This window comes from Caballeronia pedi (genome assembly GCF_001544915.2).
GTDB lineage: Bacteria > Pseudomonadota > Gammaproteobacteria > Burkholderiales > Burkholderiaceae > Caballeronia > Caballeronia pedi.
The window spans coordinates 515,782-536,458 of the sequence record NZ_FCOE02000002.1; the positions used below are offsets into that span (position 1 = coordinate 515,782).

22 protein-coding genes are annotated in these 20,677 nt (G+C 62.4%); 8 read left to right on the forward strand and 14 right to left on the reverse strand.

Translation table 11 applies throughout. The features are described from left to right. Window positions 1-51: 51 nt before the first annotated feature. A complete protein-coding gene (locus AWB80_RS04920; RefSeq protein ID WP_061173478.1) occupies window positions 52-819 on the forward strand; it encodes a sulfite exporter TauE/SafE family protein in 768 nt (255 codons plus the stop codon). Between the two features lie 300 nt (window positions 820-1,119). Here AWB80_RS04920 and AWB80_RS04925 read toward each other — a convergent pair whose 3' ends face one another. Together AWB80_RS04925 and AWB80_RS04930 are read right to left on the reverse strand one after the other, a co-directional pair. Then, entirely contained in the window at window positions 1,120-1,470 is a 351-nt protein-coding gene (locus AWB80_RS04925; RefSeq protein ID WP_244206396.1) for a hypothetical protein, read from the reverse strand. A 361-nt stretch (window positions 1,471-1,831) separates the two neighbouring features. Next, window positions 1,832-2,035, reverse strand: coding sequence for a cold-shock protein (locus AWB80_RS04930; protein WP_008347993.1), 204 nt, complete (start codon window positions 2,033-2,035; stop codon window positions 1,832-1,834). 246 nt (window positions 2,036-2,281) lie between these two features. Between AWB80_RS04930 and AWB80_RS04935 the strand changes: the two genes are divergently transcribed. Next, window positions 2,282-3,070 carry an aldolase gene (locus tag AWB80_RS04935; protein ID WP_061173480.1) on the forward strand — a complete coding sequence of 263 codons (789 nt, stop codon included), beginning with the start codon at window positions 2,282-2,284 and terminating at the stop codon, window positions 3,068-3,070. Between the two features lie 106 nt (window positions 3,071-3,176). On the opposite strand, the gene AWB80_RS04940 is transcribed toward AWB80_RS04935, so the two are convergent. From AWB80_RS04940 to AWB80_RS04965, 6 genes are all read right to left on the reverse strand, one after another. Beyond that, a complete protein-coding gene (locus tag AWB80_RS04940) occupies window positions 3,177-3,431 on the reverse strand; it encodes a DUF1493 family protein (RefSeq protein ID WP_061173481.1) in 255 nt (84 codons plus the stop codon). A 48-nt stretch (window positions 3,432-3,479) separates the two neighbouring features. Next, window positions 3,480-4,760, reverse strand: coding sequence for an ABC transporter permease (locus AWB80_RS04945; RefSeq protein WP_061173482.1), 1,281 nt, complete (start codon window positions 4,758-4,760; stop codon window positions 3,480-3,482). A gap of 23 nt (window positions 4,761-4,783) precedes the next feature. Continuing rightward, window positions 4,784-6,301, reverse strand: coding sequence for a sugar ABC transporter ATP-binding protein (locus AWB80_RS04950; RefSeq protein WP_061173483.1), 1,518 nt, complete (start codon window positions 6,299-6,301; stop codon window positions 4,784-4,786). 17 nt (window positions 6,302-6,318) lie between these two features. Next, complete coding sequence (locus AWB80_RS04955) at window positions 6,319-7,293, reverse strand: substrate-binding domain-containing protein (RefSeq protein WP_061173484.1); 975 nt, start codon at window positions 7,291-7,293, stop codon at window positions 6,319-6,321. A 100-nt stretch (window positions 7,294-7,393) separates the two neighbouring features. Then, the gene (locus AWB80_RS04960) at window positions 7,394-8,452 is read right to left on the reverse strand and encodes a LacI family DNA-binding transcriptional regulator (RefSeq protein ID WP_061173485.1); all 1,059 of its coding nucleotides are present in this window, start codon (window positions 8,450-8,452) and stop codon (window positions 7,394-7,396) included. A gap of 96 nt (window positions 8,453-8,548) precedes the next feature. Then, the gene (locus AWB80_RS04965; RefSeq protein ID WP_061173486.1) at window positions 8,549-9,133 is read right to left on the reverse strand and encodes a DUF1349 domain-containing protein; all 585 of its coding nucleotides are present in this window, start codon (window positions 9,131-9,133) and stop codon (window positions 8,549-8,551) included. Between the two features lie 144 nt (window positions 9,134-9,277). Here AWB80_RS04965 and AWB80_RS04970 point away from each other — a divergent pair, with 144 nt between their 5' ends. Continuing rightward, entirely contained in the window at window positions 9,278-10,648 is a 1,371-nt protein-coding gene (locus tag AWB80_RS04970; protein WP_061173487.1) for an HdeD family acid-resistance protein, read from the forward strand. Window positions 10,649-10,663: 15 nt separating this feature from the next. On the opposite strand, the gene AWB80_RS04975 is transcribed toward AWB80_RS04970, so the two are convergent. Both AWB80_RS04975 and AWB80_RS04980 read right to left on the reverse strand, forming a co-directional pair. Further along, window positions 10,664-10,921 (reverse strand): hypothetical protein, encoded by a 258-nt coding sequence (locus AWB80_RS04975; protein WP_061173488.1) that lies wholly within the window; start codon window positions 10,919-10,921, stop codon window positions 10,664-10,666. Window positions 10,922-10,962: 41 nt separating this feature from the next. Further along, window positions 10,963-11,802: an NAD(P)H-binding protein gene (locus tag AWB80_RS04980; RefSeq protein ID WP_061173489.1), complete on the reverse strand. Its 840-nt coding sequence runs from the start codon at window positions 11,800-11,802 to the stop codon at window positions 10,963-10,965. A gap of 114 nt (window positions 11,803-11,916) precedes the next feature. Here AWB80_RS04980 and AWB80_RS04985 point away from each other — a divergent pair, with 114 nt between their 5' ends. Next, the gene (locus tag AWB80_RS04985; RefSeq protein WP_061173490.1) at window positions 11,917-12,552 is read left to right on the forward strand and encodes a TetR/AcrR family transcriptional regulator; all 636 of its coding nucleotides are present in this window, start codon (window positions 11,917-11,919) and stop codon (window positions 12,550-12,552) included. 13 nt (window positions 12,553-12,565) lie between these two features. Here the strand turns inward: AWB80_RS04985 and AWB80_RS04990 are convergent, their stop codons facing one another. From AWB80_RS04990 to AWB80_RS05000, 3 genes are all read right to left on the reverse strand, one after another. After that, a complete protein-coding gene (locus AWB80_RS04990; RefSeq protein ID WP_061173491.1) occupies window positions 12,566-13,648 on the reverse strand; it encodes a glycosyltransferase family 2 protein in 1,083 nt (360 codons plus the stop codon). Window positions 13,649-14,003: 355 nt separating this feature from the next. Further along, window positions 14,004-14,264, reverse strand: coding sequence for a DUF4148 domain-containing protein (locus AWB80_RS04995; protein WP_061173492.1), 261 nt, complete (start codon window positions 14,262-14,264; stop codon window positions 14,004-14,006). Between the two features lie 78 nt (window positions 14,265-14,342). After that, complete coding sequence (locus tag AWB80_RS05000) at window positions 14,343-15,395, reverse strand: LacI family DNA-binding transcriptional regulator (RefSeq protein ID WP_061173493.1); 1,053 nt, start codon at window positions 15,393-15,395, stop codon at window positions 14,343-14,345. A 145-nt stretch (window positions 15,396-15,540) separates the two neighbouring features. On the opposite strand from AWB80_RS05000, the gene AWB80_RS05005 reads away from it, so the two are divergent. Genes AWB80_RS05005 through AWB80_RS05015 form a run of 3 tightly spaced genes read left to right on the forward strand, consistent with a single transcriptional unit; the run spans window position 15,541 to window position 17,784 of the window. After that, window positions 15,541-16,620: a fatty acid desaturase family protein gene (locus tag AWB80_RS05005; protein WP_061173494.1), complete on the forward strand. Its 1,080-nt coding sequence runs from the start codon at window positions 15,541-15,543 to the stop codon at window positions 16,618-16,620. A gap of 25 nt (window positions 16,621-16,645) precedes the next feature. Beyond that, window positions 16,646-16,954: a non-heme iron oxygenase ferredoxin subunit gene (locus AWB80_RS05010; protein ID WP_061173495.1), complete on the forward strand. Its 309-nt coding sequence runs from the start codon at window positions 16,646-16,648 to the stop codon at window positions 16,952-16,954. 20 nt (window positions 16,955-16,974) lie between these two features. Continuing rightward, window positions 16,975-17,784, forward strand: a complete 810-nt coding sequence (locus AWB80_RS05015; RefSeq protein ID WP_061173496.1) for an SDR family oxidoreductase — start codon at window positions 16,975-16,977, stop codon at window positions 17,782-17,784. An 18-nt stretch (window positions 17,785-17,802) separates the two neighbouring features. Here AWB80_RS05015 and AWB80_RS05020 read toward each other — a convergent pair whose 3' ends face one another. Next, window positions 17,803-19,758, reverse strand: a complete 1,956-nt coding sequence (locus tag AWB80_RS05020) for a methyl-accepting chemotaxis protein (RefSeq protein ID WP_061173497.1) — start codon at window positions 19,756-19,758, stop codon at window positions 17,803-17,805. Between the two features lie 391 nt (window positions 19,759-20,149). Between AWB80_RS05020 and AWB80_RS05025 the strand changes: the two genes are divergently transcribed. Beyond that, on the forward strand, window positions 20,150-20,677 hold a 528-nt coding region (locus AWB80_RS05025; protein ID WP_143327952.1), incomplete at its 3' end, for an MFS transporter.

Consider the following 20,677-nt stretch of genomic DNA (forward strand, 5'->3'; position numbering starts at 1 on the left):
ATTGGAAATGCCAGATTGTAAGCGGCGGGCGGCGTCGTTAGCATCTGTCGCATGCAACCCTTTATTCTCGTTATCGGCGCGGGTTTTCTTGCGGGCGCGATGAATGCGCTCGCGGGCGGCGGCTCGTTCGTGAGCCTGCCCGCGATGATCGCCGCCGGCTTGCCACCGGTTCAGGCGAACGCATCCAGTACCGTCGCACTGTTTCCGGGCGGCGTGGTGAGCGCGTGGGCCTATCGCGACGGCCTCGGTCCGGTCGGCTCTGTGTCGATGCGCAAGATGCTCGTCATGACGCTCATCGGCGGTTTCGTCGGCGCGGCGCTTTTGCTGTCGACGTCGTCGAAAACATTTTCTTTCGTGTTGCCGTGGCTCCTGCTATGCGCGAGCCTGACGCTCGCGTTCGGCCGCAAGCTCGGCGAGGCGCTGCGGCGACGCTGGCATATCGGCGCGGCGGCGGTGCTGTCGATCCAGTTCGCGCTCGGCGTGTATGGCGGCTACTTCGGCGGCGCGGTCGGCATCATGATGATGGCGGTGTGGGGCCTGCTCGATTCGCGCGACCTGAAGAGCCTCAACGCGCCGCGCACGTTGCTCGTAAGCGCGGCCAACTCCGTCGCGGTATTGACCTTCGCGGCGGCGCAGGCGGTGCGCTGGCCGGAGACGATCGCAATGCTGCTCGCGGCGATCGCGGGCGGCTATGGCGGCGCGCAGCTCGGCCGGCGCGCGCCGGCGCACTGGATTCGCGCGGGCACGTTGCTCGTGAGCGCCGGCATCACCATCGCGTTCTTTGCGAAGACCTACGGACCGATGCTGTCGAACCGATGATCGGCACCAGGGTCGCAGCAATGCGGCCGATTTCTGCCGAGTTGAATTTAAGCCAGGGGTTGGCCGTTTTATAGGTGAACAGACCCAAGGGGACCAACATGTTTCCCGCTTTGCTCGAAACCATCGGTGCGCTGTCGCTGCTCGTGAGCATCGCGGCGAAAATCGTGTTGCTGCGCGATCGGCACGAAGACAGCCCGGACGATGCGCTCAAAGCCGCGCCGCTCCGACGAGCCTGCGCCGCCTGTTTCCGGCGCAAGGCGGGAGACGGAGCCTGTCGCTCGCGCCATATGCGCCCGGTCCTCAGTGCGCGTTGCGTTCGAGTGGCGGCAGGCCGAGCGGCTTTTTCGCGGACTCGTAAGCACGGATGAAGCGCGGATCGTCGTCGAGTTCGCGCGCCATCCACTTCGAAAGATCTTCGCCGCAGGCCGGATCGGCGATATCGCGGAAACACGGCGAACTCGCGGGCATCATGGTCGCGGCCCAGTAAAAGCTGAAGAGCGCCTGCTTTTCGGCAGGCTCCATGGTGAGGGCGTGCGGATCGGTTCCGGAAAACCAGCGGTCTAGCCGGGTCGAAAGGGTCGCTTCGGTTTCGTGGCTGTCGTATGAAAAGACGTAGCCGCCGCCTGCCTGGGCCGTATGAAAGTCGTTCATCACGACTTCGCTGACGAAGCGCGCCGCTTTTGCATTGGCCGCAAACGATTGCGCGGGTGCATCCCATGCAAGGACGCAGAGCGCGACGAGCAATACCTTTGTTTTATGCCGAACGAGCGTACGGCATTTTTTCCGATTGCTGGCCGAGTTCACACGAGAAAGAGGAAATAATTTCGCGTCGCCGCGAGGGATGCTGCCTTGAATACAGAATTCGAGATTCTACTGATTTATTCGAATCATCGGTAAGGAAGATAAAACGCCCGCAATCGGTGCATCTGAATAACGTTTTACTTTATCGCCCGCATCAAAGCAAAACGGCCCGTGAGGGCCGTTTCGTTGCCAGAGGCGAGTGCGCTGAAACTTACAGCGGCTGGATCGTCGAAGCTTGCTTGCCCTTAGGGCCTTGCTTGACTTCGAAGCTCACCTTCTGATTCTCCTGGAGCGACTTGAAACCCTTGGACTGGATTTCGGAGAAATGTGCAAACAGGTCCTCACCGCCGTCGTCCGGCGTGATGAAACCAAAACCCTTTGCATCGTTGAACCACTTCACAGTACCTGTTGCCATTTTTCCAAACCCTATTGAGACGGATTACGTTGTAGATGCGCATCGATTGTCGAGCGGCATAGAGTTTTACCATGCCAGAACGCCGAGTTCAAATAAGCGTTTTTGCTAAGAGACGCGACATTTGAGTGTCACACTTGATTTTTCGGCAGGCTGCGCCGCCGCTTTGTCTTTTTGTCCGGACATTACTCACCTGCGCATTCGATTATCCTCGACCTTTCGGTCGGGCAAACGACAAGGCACGTAATCATGGCACATACGCTTTCCAGCACTGCGCAACGCGTGGCGTCCGACTCCATCCGGCTCGACGCGCCGGAGATCGCCGAGGCACGCCGGGAGCTTGCCGCCTGCTTTCGGCTTGCGGCGCTGCGAGGCTTCGAAGAGGGCGTATGCAATCACTTTTCGGCGGTCGTGCCGGGCCGCGACGACTTGTTCTTCGTGAACCCGTACGGCTATGCCTTCAGCGAGATCACGGCGTCGCGCCTGCTGATCTGCGATTTCGACGGCAATGTCGTCGACGGCGAGGGCGAGCCCGAAGCGACCGCCTTTTATATTCACGCGCGTCTGCACAAGCTGATGCCGCGCGTGAAGGCGGCGTTCCATACGCATATGCCGAACGCGACTGCGCTGTGCCTGCTCGAAGGGCCGCCGCTGTTGTGGCTCGGGCAGACGTCGTTGAAATTTTATGGCCGCACGGCGGTCGATGAGGACTACAACGGCCTCGCGCTCGATGATGCAGAAGGCGACCGTATCGCCAGCGCGATGGGCGACGCCGATATCCTGCTTCTCAAGAATCACGGCGTCATGGTTGCGGGTGCGACTATCGCGCAAGCGTGGGACGACCTCTACTATCTGGAGCGCGCGGCCGAAGTGCAGTTGCGCGCGATGAGCGCGAACCGGCCGCTCAAGGCAGTGCCGCACGAGATTGCGCAGCGTGCTTACGAGCAGATGCGTGAGGGGGATGCACAGAGCGCGAGGGCGCATCTCGCGAGCGGGATGCGGCAGTTGCGGGCAAGGGGGATTGATTTCGAGGGGTGAGTGCGGGGGGGCGAAGTGCGCCGTTGTCAGATCACGTCATTCGAATCACTCGATACCTTTCGCAATGTGTCGGTATCCCATACGACCTCCACGTAGCCCTGTTTTTTCAGCAGCCAGTTGGTGACGAAAAAAGCGGACCTCTGAAGCCCTCCATTTCGAAGTATCGCTGGAACAGATAGTCTCCGGGATTGACATTGAAACGCTCGCAGAAGGCAACCATGAAGCCGTCCGCGCCATCGCTGGTAACGCCGTAGTCGTTCTCGATCTCGTCAGCGGGTGCAACGAGTCTTTTTTGCCAAAGACCGATGTGTTCCCGTAGGAATTTTTCAAGTTCACCCGAGACTGCCGGTTGTTGCGTCATTGATTCTGTCCTCGGATTTCACGATTCGTAATTCGAGTTATCCTAATCTCATCGCTGCCTCCGCCCTCGCAACCCCCTGAACCACCCACGCTTCCCCATATCCGCCTGCTGCAAGAACACCGCGATCACGATGATCAATCCTTTGAGCACGAGCTGTGTATTGCTATCGATATCATTGAGCAACAGAATATTGCTCAGGAATCCAAATATCAGCACACCCGCAACCGTCCCCGATATACGCCCGACCCCGCCCGAAAGACTGGTGCCGCCGATCACGACAGCGGCTATCGCGTCCAGCTCCCAGCCCATGCCGGCATCCGCCTTGCCTTGCCGATACTGCGCCGCATAAAGGACGCCGACGAGCGCCGAGAGCAGGCCCGAGATCGCATAAGCGGCCATCTTGTGACGCGCGACATCGAGTCCCGACACCACTGCGCATTTCTCGTTTCCACCGATCGCATAAAGATATTTGCCGAATACGGTGCGGTTCATCACGAATCCCACCACGATAGCGATCACCAGAAAGAAAAGCGCAGGCACTGGCACCACATTGACAAGCAGCGCACGCAGCGCTTCGATATCGCTCGTTGCATTGGTGCCGCTATAGATCGAATAGACGGCCGTATCCTGGCCCGCGATCAGACGCGAGGCGCCCAGCACGCCGACCATCGCGGCAAGCGTGACGATGAAAGGCTGCATGTGTCCGCGCGTGATGATCCAGCCGTTGAGCGCGCCGAGGGTGAAACCCGCGAGCGGCACGATCCACATCACGGCGAGCAAGGGCATGCGATGTGCGCCGTGCAGTGCGATATACGCGCAGGCCAGCGCCGCGACGATCAACGCGATGCCCGCCTGCATGGCAACGGGCGAACGATCCGCGACGCGCACCGTCTGCGCATCGCGCGCACGCATGATGCCCCGCGCGACGCCGAGCACGGCGAACACGATCGCGAACACGGCGATCGCATCGAGCACGAGCGATGCGTAGGTCGCGCGGTTCCAGCCATCGGTGGTGAGCAGCATCGCGGTGAGCACGCTGCCGAGACCCATGATCGCGCCCACCGACAGATCGATGCCCGCCGTGATGATCACGAGCGTCATGCCGATTGAAATCACGCCGACATTCGCGACTTGCCGGAACACGTCGGAGATGTTCGCGCTCGACAGAAAGATGTTGCCGCCGTCGGCCGCGTGCGGCGACGTGAACGCGCCCACCACCAGCAACACGATGAGCCCGAGGTAATACTTCAGATACGTGAGAAACGTGCTCAGGTGTCGCTGACGGGCGGTGGCCGCGGACTCGGCGAGTTGGTCCTGCGCTTGCAGCATGATATGCGTCTCCGTTTATCGCTTCAGGGCGAGGCCATCCTGATGAGCACATCGCCCGAAAATTGCTCGCGCGTCAGTACGCCGCGCGCGTGTCCTTCGCACATCACGAGGATGCGATCGGCAAGCAACATCAGTTCATCGATTTCGGAACTCGCGACGATCACCGTCACGCCTTCGCGCGCGGCCGCGAGTATCTGCCGATAAATCTCCGCCTTCGCCGCGACATCGACGCCGCGCGTGGGTTCATCGAGCAGAAGAATGCGCGGCTTCGTCATCAGCCATTTGCCGATGATGAGCTTTTGCTGATTGCCGCCCGACAGAGTGCTCGCATCCTGCGCGAGCGAGCGATGCTTGACGTTCGATGCCCGCGCCTGCGATGCGGCCCATGCCTGCATGCGCCCGCGTCGATAGAACGGAAACCCAGGCGCGCGCGAGAGCGAAGGCAGAACGAGGTTCGCTTCCAGCGACTGATCGAGCACGAGCCCGTCTTTCTTGCGGTCTTCGGTCACGAAGGCAAGGCCGGCTGCGGCCGCGCGATCCGGCGAATCGATCGCATGCGTGTGACCGGCCACGCGTATCTCGCCTTCGCGCCGATATCGCGATACGCCGAACAAAGCCTCGAGTATCTCCGTCTTGCCCGCGCCGAGCAGCCCCGAGATGCCGAACACTTCGCCCTGTTGCACCGCGAACGACACATCCGATACGAGCGCGCGCGCCGGTCCCCATAACGTGAGAGCACGAACGTCCACCGCGAGCGGACGCGCTTGCGGTGCTTCGGCTTCGCTGCGCTCGGGCGGCGCGAAGTCCTTGCCGATCATCATCGAGACGAGCGCCGATGACGATTCGACTTGCCGCATCTGCAAGGTCGCGATGCGTCTTCCGTCGCGCAGCACGGTCACGCGATCCGCGACCGCGAACACTTCGCCGAGCCGGTGACTGATGAGCACGATCCCCATGCCGCGCTCGCGCAGATCGCGTGTGAGCGTGAGCAGCGCTTGCGTTTCGGTGTCGGAGAGCGCGGACGTCGGTTCGTCCATGATGAGCACGCGCGCATCGGCGAGCAGCGCCTTCGCGATCTCGACCAGTTGCTTCTCGCCGACACGCAAAGTGCCGACGAGCGTATTCGGCGGCGCGCGAAAGCCCAGTTGTGCAAGCACTTTCGCGGCGGCGTCGTGCATCGCGCGGCGATCGGGAAAGCCCATGCGCGTGCGCAGTTCCTTGCCGAGAAAAATGTTATCGACGGCGGAAAGCGTATCGACGAGATTGAGCTCCTGATGAATGATCGCGACGCCCGCGCGCGTCGCGTCGTTCACGCTCGTCATGCGCGTCGTCTCGCCACGCACGAGGATGCTGCCCGCATCGGGCGCATAGAGGCCGCCCAATATCTTCATCAGGCTCGACTTGCCCGCGCCGTTCTCGCCGACGAGCGCATGAATCTCGCCCGATGCGACATCGAAGTCGACGCCGGAGAGCGCGGGGCTGCCGTTGAACGAAATCGACAGGCCCGCGGCTTCGATGAGCGGCGCGGTGACGGTTGCCATCGCTGTCTGCGTCCCGCTCAGTGGGTCGCGATATATTGCTTCGCGTTGTCCGCGAAGATGCCCTGCGTCGGCAGCGTGACTTTCTTCTGCACCTTGTCGCCGTGCAATACCTTGAGCGACTGGCGGATGCCTTCCGCGCCCGGCGTCGGATACATGAAGGTACCCGCGAGCAGGCCTTGCTCGACCCACGTCGCGCCTTCCTGCGGCAAGCCATCGATGCCGACGAACTTGATGCTCTTCTCGCGGCCCGCATCCTTCGCGGCAAGATAGGCGCCGTAGGCCATCGGATCGTTATGCGCGTACACCACGTCGATCTTCGGCTGCACGCGCAGCACGGTCTTCATGTAATCGTAGGCCTTGTCCTGTTTCCAGTCGCAATCCACGCGCTCGCCCACGCGCTTGATACCTTTCTCCTTGCCGATGGCCTTATCCGCGCCGTCATGCCGGTCATGCGCGGGCTGCGCGCCGAAGCCGCCCCAGATCTCGACCAGATTGCCCTGCGCCTTACCCGGCCCACCCGTCAGCTTGACGATGAAGTTGCCCGCTTCCTGGCCGATCTGCACATTGTCCCCGCCGATGAACTGCGTGAACTGATCGCCGTTCACTTCGCGATCGAGCACGAACACGGGAATCCCCGCCTTGAAGGCCTTTTCGACGACGCCCGTGAGGCCCGCCGACTCCTTGGGCGAGATGAAGATCGCGTCCATCTTCTGCGTGATGAAGTTCTCCATGTCGGCGTTCTGCTTGTCGGTGCGGTCTCCCGCGTCGGCGATGATCAACTCGACCTCGGGATGCTTCGCGGCCTCGGCTTTCATGTCCTTGTTGAACTGCACGCGCCACGGCTCGACGGTCGTGACCTGCGAGAACCCGAAGCGGTATTTCTTCTGCTGCGCGAACGCCGGCCCGGCGATGAGCGCAGAGAAAGTGCCGACCGCACCGGCCAGCGGTGCGGCGATGAGACTCGCGGTGATGATGCGTCGTTTGCTGTCCATTGCGTCTCTCCTGTTTTGGTTGCCAGCTTCGGGTTCGTTGTTCGTGATGGGTTGCTGCTCTCGCTGGTTCTGATCGGGTTAGATCGATAAAAATAAAACGTTATAGCGTGGCCCGCTTGCGGGTTTCCCTGCCCGTCGCCTTGAAGGGCGGCGCGGTGCTCTCGCGCACGCGCAAATCCGCTTTCATGCGCAGATGCACCGGCTCCGATGATTCGCCCTGCAACTGTTTATGCAGCAGTTGCCAGATCGCGCGGCCCACGGCTTCCACCGGTTGATGTATCGAACTGATGCGCGGATGCAGCACCGACATCCACGGCGCGTCGTCGAAAGAGAGCAGGGAGATGTGTTCGGGCAGATGCAATTCCGCATCGCGTATCGCGCGCAAGGCGCCGAGCGTCGCGACGTTCGCGCCGGTGAAGAGCGCGGTCGGCCGCTCGCGCTCCGACAGCAGGCCGAGCGTGGCCGCGTGGCTTTCCGTGTCCGTCATCCCGCATACGACGACGCGTGCATGGCGCGCCAGGCCCGCGCGTTTCATGGCGTCGAGATAGCCGTCCGCGCGTTCGCGGCTGTTGACGAGATCGAGCGCATTGACGATGAAGGTGATGCGCTTGTGCCCCAGCGCGATCAGATGATCGGTGCCGTCGCGCGCGGCGCGCCGGCTGTCGGTGGTCACGGTATTGGCGGGAAAGCTGTCGTCGACGCGGTCGGCCATGACGAGCGGCACATCGCATTCACGCAGTTCTTCTATCGCGTGATCGTAGCCGTGGCAGGGAATGATGATCATGCCCGCCACTTGCCGTGACAGCACGAAGCGGATGCGTTCTGCCTCGCGCTCGGGATTTTCCTGCGCATGCGCGAGCAGCAGGCGATAGCCGCTCGCGAGCGCATGATCTTCCACCACGCACAGCAATTCGATGAAGAACGAGTTCGTCAGATCTGGCACGACGAAGCCGATGGATGTCGAGCGGCTGCTGCGCAATTCGGCCGCGAGGCTGTTGCGCCGGTAGCCGAGCCGGCGCGCGGCGTCCCACACCTGTTCGCGCCGCGCGGCGCTCACGCCCGGCGCGCCCGCCATGACCTTCGATGCGGTGCCGAGCGATACCCCTGCCGCAGTGGCGACATCCTTCAACGTGCGGGCCGGTTTTTTTCGTGAGTCCAAGGCGCGATATCGTCGAAATTCTGAAACGTTTCAGAATATTAGAAAGCGCCGACGAACCGGGCAAGTGAGTGTTTTTACCGACTCCGATGCGCCGCCTTACATCGAGGTATCGTGCAGATCCTTGACGATGGGCGGTCCGATCCTGAAGTCTGAGAAACGCACGGTGAGGCCGCCGCGTTCGGGTGTGCAGCACATCGGGCCGACCTGCCAGCGCGCGGTTGCACTGCTTGCGGCGAAAGGCGCGAGACGCATCAGGGTCCAGTGGCGTTCATCGGCGCTGCATTGCACTTTCAGGACGCCTTGCGCGATCGTCATGCGCAACCGGAAGCGGTTCGTGTTCGCGCGCGAGCCGAGCGACCAGTCGGAGAGATCGTTGGTCAGGACGGTGCTGAAGGTGAGCGCGCCGTCGTTGTATTCGGCGCCGGACTTGACCCAGCGTTCGGGGCTTTCGCGCACCATGAGGCCGGCCTGATCGTAGAGCGCGGAGAAGTCGCCATCGACCGCGACTTCGGCGGTGAAGTCGCCGTCGATGTCTGTCGCGAAGACATGGCCGTTATCGCGCACGAAGCCGTAGTGCGTCTTGCGCCAGAAGTCCGTGTTCGGGTCGGTGGCGACGTGGAGCGTGTCGTTCTCGACGCGCCATTGCGCGGGCTCGTTGATCCATCGGCATTGCTCGAACATGGCGTCTCCGTCGCATGAGGATGGCAGCGCAAGTATGTCATGCCGCGCACATCGCGGTGATTCGAACGATCATACGAAACGATGCGCGCGTCAAGTGCACTAACATGTACGGGCACTGAGCATTCTTTTTCCGAAGGGAGAACGATGGTCAAGCTGATGATGATCCTGCTGGGCGTGGATTACTTGCGCAATCGCTGGCGCGGCCTGATGGTGATGGGCTGGCTGCTGCTGCTGACCGGCATCGGCGTGTTCATCGATGCACTCGACGGCGCGCTCGGCTTTCCGATTGCCTCGGTCGGCTGGCTGCTGCTGATCGAGGGCGCGCTGACGCTGGCGGTCGCGTGGGCTGGCGTCGGCGGGCAGCGCAGGCTGCGCTATGCGAAGGGCATCGCGTTCGTGCTCACGGCGGCGCTGATCTTCGAGGGCAATCATCACGGCCACTTCATTCTGTCGATACTGATCGGTGTCGCCTTTATCTTCGACGGCCTTCTGCAAGCGACGTCCGCGCTCGTCGTGCGGTATCGTCGCTATCGTGTCGCATTCGGGTTCGCGATCTTCGAGATCCTGCTCGGCATCTTCATGCTTCAGCCCTATCCGACGCACTACAAGGGCACGGTGCCGTATTGCGTCGGCGCGTTCTTCATCTTCGCGGGATGGAACATGATCCTCATCGCGACGCGTGTGCGCAAGCTGGCGAGCAATCCCGCGAGCTGGGGCGATGCCAGCGCCGAAGCCGCGAGCGCGGCACAAGCGAAGGAACCGCCACGTCCAGCGCTGCAAGCCCGCGAATGGGACGGCCCGCCCACCGACGATGAACCCGCGCTCACCGTGCACGTATGGACGCCGGTCGGCTCGTCGAAGGCGGAGACACAGTGGCATCCGGTCGTCGATCGTTATATTGCGGCCGTGGACCGCAACGGCGTGATCTCGACGGGCCATGCAGCGCTCGAATCGCCGGAAGGCATCTATGTGAGCCTTTATCCGGCCGTCGAGATAGACCGCTCGCCCGACGACTTCGCGCGCCTCCTGCGCGCCACGCGCGAGAACGATGTGCCCGGCATGTTTCAGCCGAGCTATGCGATCGAGTCGAAGGCGTGGTGTCCTTCGACGACGCGCGTGCGTATCCGCAATTACGATCCCGTCCGGCTCGATAGTTTCTGGCGCAATTATCGCGAGGACGCGACGTATAACCTCACGCATCGCAATTGTTCGAGCAGCGTATCGCGTGCACTCGATGCGGCGCTCGAAGGCGCGGCGGGGCGCTTGTATGGTGCGAGCGCGGGTTGGGGCGCGCTGTTTCGAATGATCGTCACGCCGGAGCTCTGGGTCGCTGCGCAGGTACGCAAGCGCGCGGTGACGATGGCCTGGACGCCGGGGCTGACGCTCGACTATGCGCGGGCGCTCAGCATGGTCGCTGATCCGCGTCCTTATGGCTGGCTCAAGGTTGCGCGTATGGCGGTTGCGAAGATGCGTGAATCGCGGCGGGCGTGGCGCGATGAAGGAACGCGGGTTTGATGTGACATGCCGCCGCTAAAGATCAAGGTCTTCGGCTTCCTTGCGCGCACGGCGTTCTTCGTTCGCCCGGCGCGCGCGCAAGCGCTGACGCGACAACTGGGCGATCACTTCGCCCGTCGACGCGCCTGGCGGGATTTCATTGCGGATGACCTTGGGCACCATGGGTAATCCCATGCGCTGTCTGCGCAGCGCGCGGGCGATGTTAGTGCGGCACTCCTGTCCGTGACAATCCCATTCGCCACGGATTCGCTCACAGTAGGGACATTGTTCCATCCTTACAGTTTATCGCGAAACAGCGATGGTTTTCCCGCACGTCAAACGTCCCATACGCCGCTTGCCGCAGTGCGCCTCGCATAGTCGTCGAACGTGCGGGCTTCGCGATGCAAGGCGAGACGCACGCCATCGACCGGCTTTTCATTGCGTCCGTCGAGCACGCTGGTGAACAGATAAAGAATCAGATCCGTTTCCTCCGTCGATACACCTGCTTCGAGCAGGCCCGCGCGAAACGCATCGGCGGGTGCGGGCTTGAGACGTGGTTCGCGCCGCGACGCCTGCCCGATGCATTCGAGCGCCTCGGCGAACGTAATCGCGCGAGGCCCGGTCAGCTCGTAAAGCCTGTTCTCGTGACCCGGCTGCGTGAGCGCCGCGACGGCTACGTCGGCGATATCTTCGGCATCGACGAAAGGCTCTTTGATATCGCCGACAGGCAGCGCGAGCGTGCCCTCGCGGATCGGGTCGAGCAGAAAACTCTCGCTGAAGTTCTGCATGAACCAGCTGCAACGGAGAATGGTCCAGATCGCGCCCGAGCGTTGCAGCGCTGCTTCGGCAGCCTGAGCTTCTTCCTCGCCGCGTCCAGAAAGCAGCACGATCCGTTCGACGCCGCTTGCCAGAGCCGCGTCGAAGAACGCGCTGACCGTATCGAGCGCGCCGGGTATCGCGAGATCGGGCTGATACGTGACGTACGCGCGCTTCACGCCCGCGAGCGTCCCGCTCCATGTCGTTCGATCGTTCCAGTCGAAGCGGGGTCGCGTGGAGCGCGTGCATCCGCGTACATCGAGGCTCTGCGCGCGAAGCCGCTCGGCCACGCGGCGTCCCGTCTTGCCGTTCGCGCCCAATACGAGAATGGGCGCGGCGTCGAAGTTCGATCCAGTCATGACAGTCTCCTGTGTTTAAAACATGAGAGTTGCTCACGTTTCAAACATGATAGATACTCACATTTGGCTGTCAAGGACTTTTGAGCGCGCAGTCACGCGTGCAAAGGAAACGTCATGCAAGAAAAGCCGCCGCGCGCCAAGGCGGAAGCGAGCGCCGCCCGCAGGCAACCCGCGCAGCAACGCAGTCGGGAGCGCCTGGATCGCATTCTGGAGGTCGCGCAGCAATTGATCGCGGAGAAGGGCAGCGAGCACGTGAAGATGAGCGAGATCGCCGAGCTTGCGGAGATTTCGATCGGTTCGCTGTATCAGTATTTTCCCGATAAGCGCGCTATCGTCCGCACGCTCGCCGAACTGTACGCGGCCGAGAGCCGGCGCTGCGTGCGCGAGGCGCTCGATGCGGTGCAGGACAAGGCGCAATTGCTGGGCGCGTTCGCGTCGCTGGTCGATCAGTACTATCAGATCGTGCTGGACAAGCCCGTGATGCGCGACATTTCTTCGGCGCTGCGATCGGACAAGGAGTTGATGAACATCGAGATTGCGGAAAGCAAAGCGTGCGGCGCTCTGCTCGCGGCGGCGATCCGGCGGGTCAAGCCGCGCGTGGACAGCAAGCGCGTCAACGCGCTCGCGTTCCTGATCTGGCAAATGGGCGAAGAGACGATGCGCCTTGCCGTCGCGCACAAGCGCGGCGAGGGCGCACTGCTGGTCGATGCTTATAAGCGCATGACCTTGCGAGCGATCGAGGATGTCTGAGCCAGGCGCGCGCTCATCCGCTCAACTGATTCGACGGGCTCGGCCGCCGTTCGCGTTGATGATGATCGAGGCTGCGTCTCAACATCTTCTTCACGAGGCCCTTGAGGAAGTGAATCGAGCGGTCCGCGCGCACGTTCAGGTCGAACGGTGCGAGCTCGCCGACTTCACGTCCGCTACGCTCGGTGAGTGTCGCGCGCGTGGTGCGATGATCGACGGCCATCGCGTTGAGCGTCTCGGAAGCATGTTTGAACGATGCACGATCTACGCGCGCACAGACGTGGCACGCGCGATGAAACAGCTTGTCGAACACGGTGAGCCAGAATTCGTCCATCTCGCCGCCGTCGCAGCGCGCGAGCGCTTCCTTGCCATTGGCTCGCAAATCCTCGATGTCGCGTAGCGTCGCGCATTGCGTGATGCTGCCGAAGCGTCGTCGATAACCGATCAACGGCGTGGGAATGCGATAAAGGCTGCTGGCGCGAAGATACGTCGACGGAACGACGGCCGCATCCTCGTAGTGTCGTCCCACGGGAAACGGCGCGGCGTCGAAGAGTCCGGTGCGATACACGCGCGCCCAGGCGAAGGTATGAAAGCGGTCGGCGAACTGCTGCAGCGTGGCCTGATTCATCGGCACACCACCGCCCGCGTTGTGATCGACCAGTGTGATGTCGTCGAGTTCGCGCCCGTCGTCGTCGATGATCTTCACGTTGTACTCCACCACATCCCACTTGCCTTCGGCGAGAACGGGAATGACAGCTTCGGTGAAGCCCTTCAGATAGATGTCGTCGCCGTCAAGAAAACCGACATAAGGCGTGCGCACCGCCGCGAGCCCGGTGTTGCGCGCGGCGCTCAGGCCGCCGTTTTCCTGTTGAATCAGTTCGATATGCACACCGCGATCGCGCTCGACCATCGCGCGTGCTGCGGCGTAGGTCTCGTCGCGAGAACCGTCATCGACCACGATGATCTTCATCGCATCGATATGAGGCTGCGACAGAAGGGATTCGAGCGCTTCCTCGATATAGCCCTCGATGTTGTACGCCGCCACCACGATGGTCAGCAGCGGATTCGTGTCATGCAAAGAGTCGCTTTCAAACGGCATAGATGACGCTCCATCGGAATGATTGGGGCACTGTCCCTTCGCATGTTGAAGCGAAGAATGCAATCTGGTCTGATGGATGCGGCTGGTGCGGCGACCGTGCCGCGTTATTGTTGGAGCATGTCGCGTCATATGGCGGGCCCCGATGCCCCGGCCTGACGTGCATGTCGAAAGAGCAAACGCTGATAGAGCCGCTTTCTCGGGGCAAGGTTCCCCGAGTGCATGCATGTTAGCCCTGCAAAAAAACGAATCGATGACACGCGAATTCGAGCGTGCGTTGCATGTTACAGGCAACAGGGCGTGTGCGGCATATTTTCAAATGTAGCAAATGCAGTGCCATGCTTCATCGGCGCCCCGGTCAGTGACGCTTATAGAGGCCCTGTCCGAGTGCTTGCGCCGAGGGTTGCGTGACCCAGCCGCTTTGCACGCTGCCTTCGCTGCCGGCGCCATAACTCTTGTCGGGATAGCCGATCCTGGACTGATGCAAGGTACCGTCGCGTTCCGCCTGGGCGACTTGCATGTCGACCTCGGCCCGCGTGGCGGTGGGCGATGATTGTGCATAGGAAAGCATCGGCACCATGACGGCGCATGCGAGCAGGGCGGCTGCGAGTTTCTTCATGATCGTTCTCCTTGAAAGATTGGAACCCGACAAGGAGACTAGGCCCGAAAAATTAGCCGATCATGAGTGCAAGCGCGCTCAGACGTTCTCCGGCGTATAGAGCTGCGCCGGCAACGGATACTGGCTCGCCTGCGCGGCCTCGCCCGGCAACGCTTGCAGCGCGCGCAACATCGCCTGAATCGCCGTCTCGGCGATGCGCTGCAGCGGCGTATCGATCACGAGATCGATGACGCCTTCGACGAGCGCTTCGTACCGATCCGGCATGAGATCGCTGCACACGGTCACGATGCGACGTCCCATCGCTTCCTCACGCAGCGCGCGAATCACACCGCCCACGCCGCCGCCCGGAATATAGAGTCCAGCGAGATCGTCATGACGCGCGAGCATGGCGAGTGTCGCTTCGTAGGCAAGTTGCTTGTCTTCGAGGTTGATCTGCGTGTCGAGCACGCGCAGACCGGGCGCATGCTCGCGCAAGTACGAGCGAAAGCTGATCTCACAGCTTTCCTGCCCGAGATAGCGCGGCGTGCCGACGAAAACGCCCACCGTGCCTTCGTCGCGACGCGTGAGCCGGCTCACGGCCCACGCGGCCGTGCGTCCGCTCTTGCGCGGGTCCACGCCGATATAACCCGCCCGCAACGGCGCGCTCAGATCCGACAGCAGCGTGACGGTGGGTTTGCCCTGCCCATGCAGCGTTTCGATCGCAGCCGTCACATGCGGATGATCGACCGCGACGACGCCGAGCGCATCGGCCTGCTCGCCGAGCGAAAGCAGCGTGCGTGCGATGGACGCGGGATCGAGTTCATCCATGTATTCGATGACGGCCGTGCAATGCTCGGGCTCGTGACGCGCGGCCGCGTCCTTCAAAATGCGGGCAAAGGTCTGATAAAACGGATCGGCGCGCTTCTGCAAGCAGAAGCCCAGCGTGTGCTGTGCGTGATGCTCTCCGCGTTGCGCGCGCAGCCGCTCGCGCATCAACCCCGCACCGTGATAGCCGATGCGCTCCGCCGCTTCGATCACACGCAAGGCGGTGCCTTCACGCACGCTGATGCGTCCGTTGAACACGCGATCGACCGTCGCCGGACTGACGCCGGCAGCCTCCGCCACTGACTGAAGAGTGGGACGCTTGCTCATATTTGATGGAAATGATGGCTTTTTGAATCACGCGATGATGCTTAAAGATAGCAAATGCGCGCGAAGATTGCGCCGTCAATGCGACGCTCCTATCATCGATCCAGTAATGATGAATGATGTAATTTCAATCATCGGCTGAGGGGACATGATGGATTCGAAGCAATTCGACGGCGCCGGCGCGCGGGATCGTCATCGCGATTACGGATTGATCGGCGGTGCGGGCGAGCGCGCGCAAGCGGCGGGTCTCGTCAATGCCGACTGGTACAAGTGCGCCGTGCCGCGTCCCCTGATGAAAAGCCTGATGCAACGCGGCGACGCGCGTGCTATCCGCGACACGCTACTGTGGTATGCGGTGATCATCGCGAGCGGCGTGCTTGCATGGTTCGCATGGCAATCGCATACGCTGTGGGCGATTCCCGCCTTCCTTCTTTACGGCGCGCTCTATTGCGGTCCGGCCGATTCCCGCTGGCACGAGAGCGGTCACGGCACCGCGTTCAGAACATCGTGGATGAACAAGGCGCTCTATCAGGTGGCGTCGTTTCAGGTGTTCCGCCGTCCGACCATCTGGCGATGGAGCCACGCGCGTCATCATACGGACACGCTCGTCGTCGGACGCGATCGCGAAATCGCCGTGCCCTTGCCCGCGGACTGGCTGAGCATCGCGCTGAATGTCTTTGCGTTGAAGCATGCTGCGGGCGAAGTGCCGAAGATCATCTCGTCGGCGTTCGGGCATATCGGCGAAGAAGAACAGACTTACGTGCCCGAGTCGGAATGGCCCAAGGTGATTCGGGAAGCGCGCGCGTGGCTTGCGATCTACGCTGTGGTGATCGCCGCGTGTTTCGTGTTCCATTCGATCTTGCCGCTGCTTTATATCGGCCTGCCGAGCCTGTACGGCGCATGGCTTTATCTCTTCTTCGGCCTGACGCAACACGCGGGCATGCCGGAGAACGTGCTCGATCATCGCAAGAACTGCCGTACCGTGATGATGAATCCCGTGTTCAGGTTTCTTTATCTGAACATGAACTATCACGTCGAGCATCACATGTTTCCGATGGTCCCGTACTACGCGCTGCCGCGTCTTCACGAAACGGTGAAGCACGACATGCCGCCGCCCTATGCGAGCACGATCGCGGCGTATGCGGAAATCATTCCGGCGCTCGTGCGGCAGACGCGCGATCCGTCGTACCACGTCGAGCGGCCGATGCCCGCGGCGACACAGGCATAAAGACGACATAGGGAGACGACTTGTCATGACGCAATGGATCGACGCAGCCGCGCTGGACGACATCGAAGACGAAGACGTGATGCGCTTCGATCACGATGGCCGCACGTTCGCCATCTACCGGGTCAACGATGCCGTGTACGCCAGCGATGGCCTTTGCACGCATGAGCACGTGCACCTGAGCGACGGATTCGTGATGGACCATGTGATCGAATGTCCGAAGCACAATGGCCGCTTCGATATCCGCGATGGCAGTGCTCTGTGTGCGCCCGTATGCGAAAAGTTGCAGACGTATCCCGCGAAAGTGGAAGGCGGGCGCATCTTCATCGAAGTGTGACGGCATCACGGAGAACGACGATGACTCAGCTCGAAGGCAAGGTCGCGGTCATCACCGGCGGCGCGCAAGGTCTCGGCGCGGCCGTGGCGGCGCTGTTCGCGGAGCGAGGCGCGCACGGCATCGTGATCTGTGCGCGCTCGAAGGACAAGGGCGAACAGAAAGCGCGCGAACTCGCCGAAGCGAGCGGAGCGCAGGTGCGCTTCGTCGCGGCGGATCTGTCGCGTGTGGAAGATTGCCGCGCGGTGATTGCTGCGACGGATGAACAGTTCGGGCGCATCGACGTGCTCGTCAATGCAGCGGCGAGCACTGAACGCGGCACGATCCTCGATACCGATCCCGAACTCTTCGATCGCATGTTCGCGACCAACGTGCGCGCGCCGTTCTTTCTGATGCAGGAAGCGATCCGCATCATGAAGCGCGAAGGGACCGAAGGCGCGATCGTCAACATCTGCTCGATGTCGGCGATGGCGGGGCAGCCGTTCATCGCCGCATATTGCGCGTCGAAGGGCGCGCTCGCCACGCTCACGCAGAACACGGCCTATGCGTTGCTGCGCAATCGCATCCGCGTGAACGGGCTGAATCTGGGCTGGATGGCGAGCGAAGGCGAAGACCGCATCCAGCGCACGCATCATGGCGCGGACGACGACTGGCTCGAACGCGCCGCCGCCGCGCAGCCTTTCGGGCGCTTGATCAACACGAACGAAGCGGCGCGTGCGGTCGCCTATCTCGCGAGCGCGGAATCAGGGCTGATGACGGGCTCGATGATCAACTTCGATCAATCTGTGTGGGGCGCATATGACGACGCGCCGCATCCGCTGGAACCGCTTTGAATCGGCAGTTTTATCGAATCAGACGCGGAACATGCTGACCGCGTGCGCGAGCCGTTCGGCCTGATCGCGCAGTTCGGTGGTCGAATGCTCCGCTTCACCGACGAGCGCGGCGTTCTGCTGCGTCGCTTCGCCAATGAGCATGACCGCGCTGTTGACCTGTTCGATGCCGCTCGCCTGCTCGCGGGACGCGACGCCGATTTCATCGACGATGGCATTCACGCGCGACACCCGCTCGACGATGCTCCCCATCGTGCTGCTCGCCTGCTCGGCAATCCTGTAGCCCTGCGAGACCTTCGCGGCGGATTCCGCGATCAACACCTCGATTTCCTTCACGGCGCTGGCGCTGCGTTGCGCGAGCGCGCGCACTTCCGAAGCGACCACCGCGAAGCCATTGCCGTGTTCGCCCGCCCGCGCCGCTTCCACTGCGGCGTTCAACGCGAGAATGTTGGTCTGGAACGCGATGCCTTCGATGGTCGCGGTGATATCGGCGATGCGGCGCGCAGAGGCACCGATCTCGCCCATCGTTTCGACCACGCGTCCGACCGCCTGCCCGCCCTCGCGCGCGGCGTCTGAAGCCGATGCGACGAGCGTGCCCGCCTGCGCGGTGTTTGCCGCGTTCTGCTGCACGGTGGACGTGATTTCCTCCATGCTCGCGGCGGTCTCCTCGACGCTCGCCGCTTGCGTGGCGATGCGCGTCGCGATGTCGCTGCTGCCTGACGCGATGCGCGCCGTGCCTTCGTTCATGTCGGCCGAAGCGCTGCGCACTTGCGCGACGATGCCCGCGAGGCCGCGCGCGATTCCGTCGATCGCGCGCATCAGACGGCCGATGTCATCCTCGCGCGTGCTGTCGATACGCACGGTGAGATCGCCCGCCGCGATGCGTTCGGAAGCGCGCGTCACGTCATCGATCGGACGGCCGACGAGCTTGGCGACCGCATAAAGCAGCACACCGACGAGCAGCGCGACCACGACGAGCCCGAGCACGAGAAAGCGATTGCGGCTCGCGTGCACGTCCGCCAGCAATTCATCGCGATACGCGATGCCGCCGATCATCCATTGCCACTGCGGCACCGTCATGTAGACGATTTCCTTCGTGCCGCCGTGCACGCGCGCATCGGCGCCCGCGATATCCGCGCCGTCGAACGTGAGCGTGCCTTCGCGCGTCTCGAGCATCTGCCTGAAGGGCGCGACGCGGTCATCGGCGAGTTCGCCTTTCGAACCGGGATGCACGAGCAGCTTGCCGCGATTCGCGCCGCTCGAAGCATCGACGACGAAGTGATAACCGCTTGCGCCGATTACGAGGTTCGCGATGGTGTCCTGCAGCGCGGCGAATTCGGACGTCACGTCCACGCCGACGAAGAGCGCGCCGATCACGCGGCCCGATGTATCGGTGACAGGCTTGTACTCGGTGATGTACTGCTTGCCGAACAGCGCCGCGATGCCGATGTACGGCTTGCCGGCCAGCATCGGCGCATACGCCGGGCCTTTGCGGTCGAGCAGCGTGCCGATCGCGCGCGTGCCGTCCTGCTTCTTGAGCGAGGTCGTCACGCGCACGAAATCGTCGCCGGTGCGGGCGAAGATCGTCGCGATCGCGCCGCTTTCCTCGAGGAAAGCGTCGGGAATCGCGAAGTCGTTGTTCAGCGGCTTGTCGCCCGCGAGGAAGACGGGCGTGGCCACACCGCCGATGTCCACGGTACGCGTCTCGTCGAGTGTGAAAGCGGCGGGCAGGCGGTGCGCGAAGATCGTCATGAAGCGCGTGACCTCGGCGCTCACGGCCTTGTCGTACAGGCCGATCATCGTCGCGATCGAGCGATTCTCGCTTTCGACGCGCGCGAGCGCGTGCGTGTCCACCTGTTCGCCGGCGCTTCTCGTGACCGCAATGGTGAAAAAGGCAACGACGACTGCCGTGAGCGCGCAGGCGAGCACGGCGAATTTGGTCCCGACATTCATTCGGGCCAGAGCATTACGAAACATGGGGAGGGTGCTGAACGATAAGAGTTGTACACGCCCTTATCGGCAAATGCCTGTCGCGTCTTTAATTTTTCGGCCGCACCAGGGGTGGCATGCAAAACACCGTATGCAAGCGCGCAGGAACCGGGATGTTAAAAAACGATTAACTTTCATATTCGTAAGGAGTAACACAAGGAATATGGCCTCCCAAGGCCGTCACAGGCTGGATTAGGGCAAATCCTAGGATAGCCAGTAGGCAGCAAACCCACTATTCTTCGAAAAACGTTTTCCAACACCGGGTCGGTTGCGGCTTCTGCCTCAGGCAAAACCACGCAAAGCCACGCCCACGGCGCTCGTCGCCGTCCATGCAACAAAGAACGCGGCACGACGAGCGCCGCCGCGTCCGGAGACTTTCATGAACACTGTCGTTGCCGGCGTCGTGCGAACCGCGAGCCGTTATCGCTGGACCGTGTGCGCGCTACTCTTCTTCGCCACGGTCATCAATTACATGGACCGGCAGATCCTCGGTCTGCTCGCGCCGATGCTGCAGCACGACATCGGCTGGACGCAGGTGCAGTACGGCCGCATCGTGATCGCGTTCTCGGCCTTTTACGCGGTCGGTCTGCTTTGCTTCGGGCGCATCGTCGACTGGCTCGGCACGCGCATCTCCTACGCGCTCGCCATGTTCGTGTGGAGTATCGCCGCGATGCTGCACGCAGCCGTCGGCTCGGTGATGGGCTTCGCGATGGTCCGCGCGTTGCTCGGCATCGGCGAGGGCGGCAACTTCCCGGCGGCGATCAAGACGACCGCCGAATGGTTCCCACGCAGCGAGCGCGCCCTGGCAACCGGCATCTTCAACTCCGGCGCGAATATCGGCGCAGTGTTCGCGCCCGCGCTCATTCCGGCCATCGCGGTGACGTTCGGCTGGCGCGCGGCGTTCGTG

What these genes read in the sequence shown, in the direction of transcription:
- AWB80_RS05005 (WP_061173494.1), top strand. Translation starts at nt 15,541, where the DNA reads ATGATGGATTCGAAGCAATTCGACGGCGCCGGCGCGCGGGATCGTCAT.
- AWB80_RS04970 (WP_061173487.1), top strand. Translation starts at nt 9,278, where the DNA reads ATGGTCAAGCTGATGATGATCCTGCTGGGCGTGGATTACTTGCGCAAT.
- AWB80_RS04945 (WP_061173482.1), bottom strand. Translation starts at nt 4,760, where the DNA reads ATGCTGCAAGCGCAGGACCAACTCGCCGAGTCCGCGGCCACCGCCCGT.
- AWB80_RS04980 (WP_061173489.1), bottom strand. Translation starts at nt 11,802, where the DNA reads ATGACTGGATCGAACTTCGACGCCGCGCCCATTCTCGTATTGGGCGCG.
- AWB80_RS04990 (WP_061173491.1), bottom strand. Translation starts at nt 13,648, where the DNA reads ATGCCGTTTGAAAGCGACTCTTTGCATGACACGAATCCGCTGCTGACC.
- AWB80_RS04935 (WP_061173480.1), top strand. Translation starts at nt 2,282, where the DNA reads ATGGCACATACGCTTTCCAGCACTGCGCAACGCGTGGCGTCCGACTCC.
- AWB80_RS04930 (WP_008347993.1), bottom strand. Translation starts at nt 2,035, where the DNA reads ATGGCAACAGGTACTGTGAAGTGGTTCAACGATGCAAAGGGTTTTGGT.
- AWB80_RS05015 (WP_061173496.1), top strand. Translation starts at nt 16,975, where the DNA reads ATGACTCAGCTCGAAGGCAAGGTCGCGGTCATCACCGGCGGCGCGCAA.
- AWB80_RS04995 (WP_061173492.1), bottom strand. Translation starts at nt 14,264, where the DNA reads ATGAAGAAACTCGCAGCCGCCCTGCTCGCATGCGCCGTCATGGTGCCG.
- AWB80_RS04985 (WP_061173490.1), top strand. Translation starts at nt 11,917, where the DNA reads ATGCAAGAAAAGCCGCCGCGCGCCAAGGCGGAAGCGAGCGCCGCCCGC.
- AWB80_RS04925 (WP_244206396.1), bottom strand. Translation starts at nt 1,470, where the DNA reads ATGAACGACTTTCATACGGCCCAGGCAGGCGGCGGCTACGTCTTTTCA.
- AWB80_RS04955 (WP_061173484.1), bottom strand. Translation starts at nt 7,293, where the DNA reads ATGGACAGCAAACGACGCATCATCACCGCGAGTCTCATCGCCGCACCG.
- AWB80_RS05010 (WP_061173495.1), top strand. Translation starts at nt 16,646, where the DNA reads ATGACGCAATGGATCGACGCAGCCGCGCTGGACGACATCGAAGACGAA.
- AWB80_RS04975 (WP_061173488.1), bottom strand. Translation starts at nt 10,921, where the DNA reads ATGGAACAATGTCCCTACTGTGAGCGAATCCGTGGCGAATGGGATTGT.
- AWB80_RS04950 (WP_061173483.1), bottom strand. Translation starts at nt 6,301, where the DNA reads ATGGCAACCGTCACCGCGCCGCTCATCGAAGCCGCGGGCCTGTCGATT.
- AWB80_RS05020 (WP_061173497.1), bottom strand. Translation starts at nt 19,758, where the DNA reads ATGTTTCGTAATGCTCTGGCCCGAATGAATGTCGGGACCAAATTCGCC.
- AWB80_RS04940 (WP_061173481.1), bottom strand. Translation starts at nt 3,431, where the DNA reads ATGACGCAACAACCGGCAGTCTCGGGTGAACTTGAAAAATTCCTACGG.
- AWB80_RS04965 (WP_061173486.1), bottom strand. Translation starts at nt 9,133, where the DNA reads ATGTTCGAGCAATGCCGATGGATCAACGAGCCCGCGCAATGGCGCGTC.
- AWB80_RS04920 (WP_061173478.1), top strand. Translation starts at nt 52, where the DNA reads ATGCAACCCTTTATTCTCGTTATCGGCGCGGGTTTTCTTGCGGGCGCG.
- AWB80_RS05000 (WP_061173493.1), bottom strand. Translation starts at nt 15,395, where the DNA reads ATGAGCAAGCGTCCCACTCTTCAGTCAGTGGCGGAGGCTGCCGGCGTC.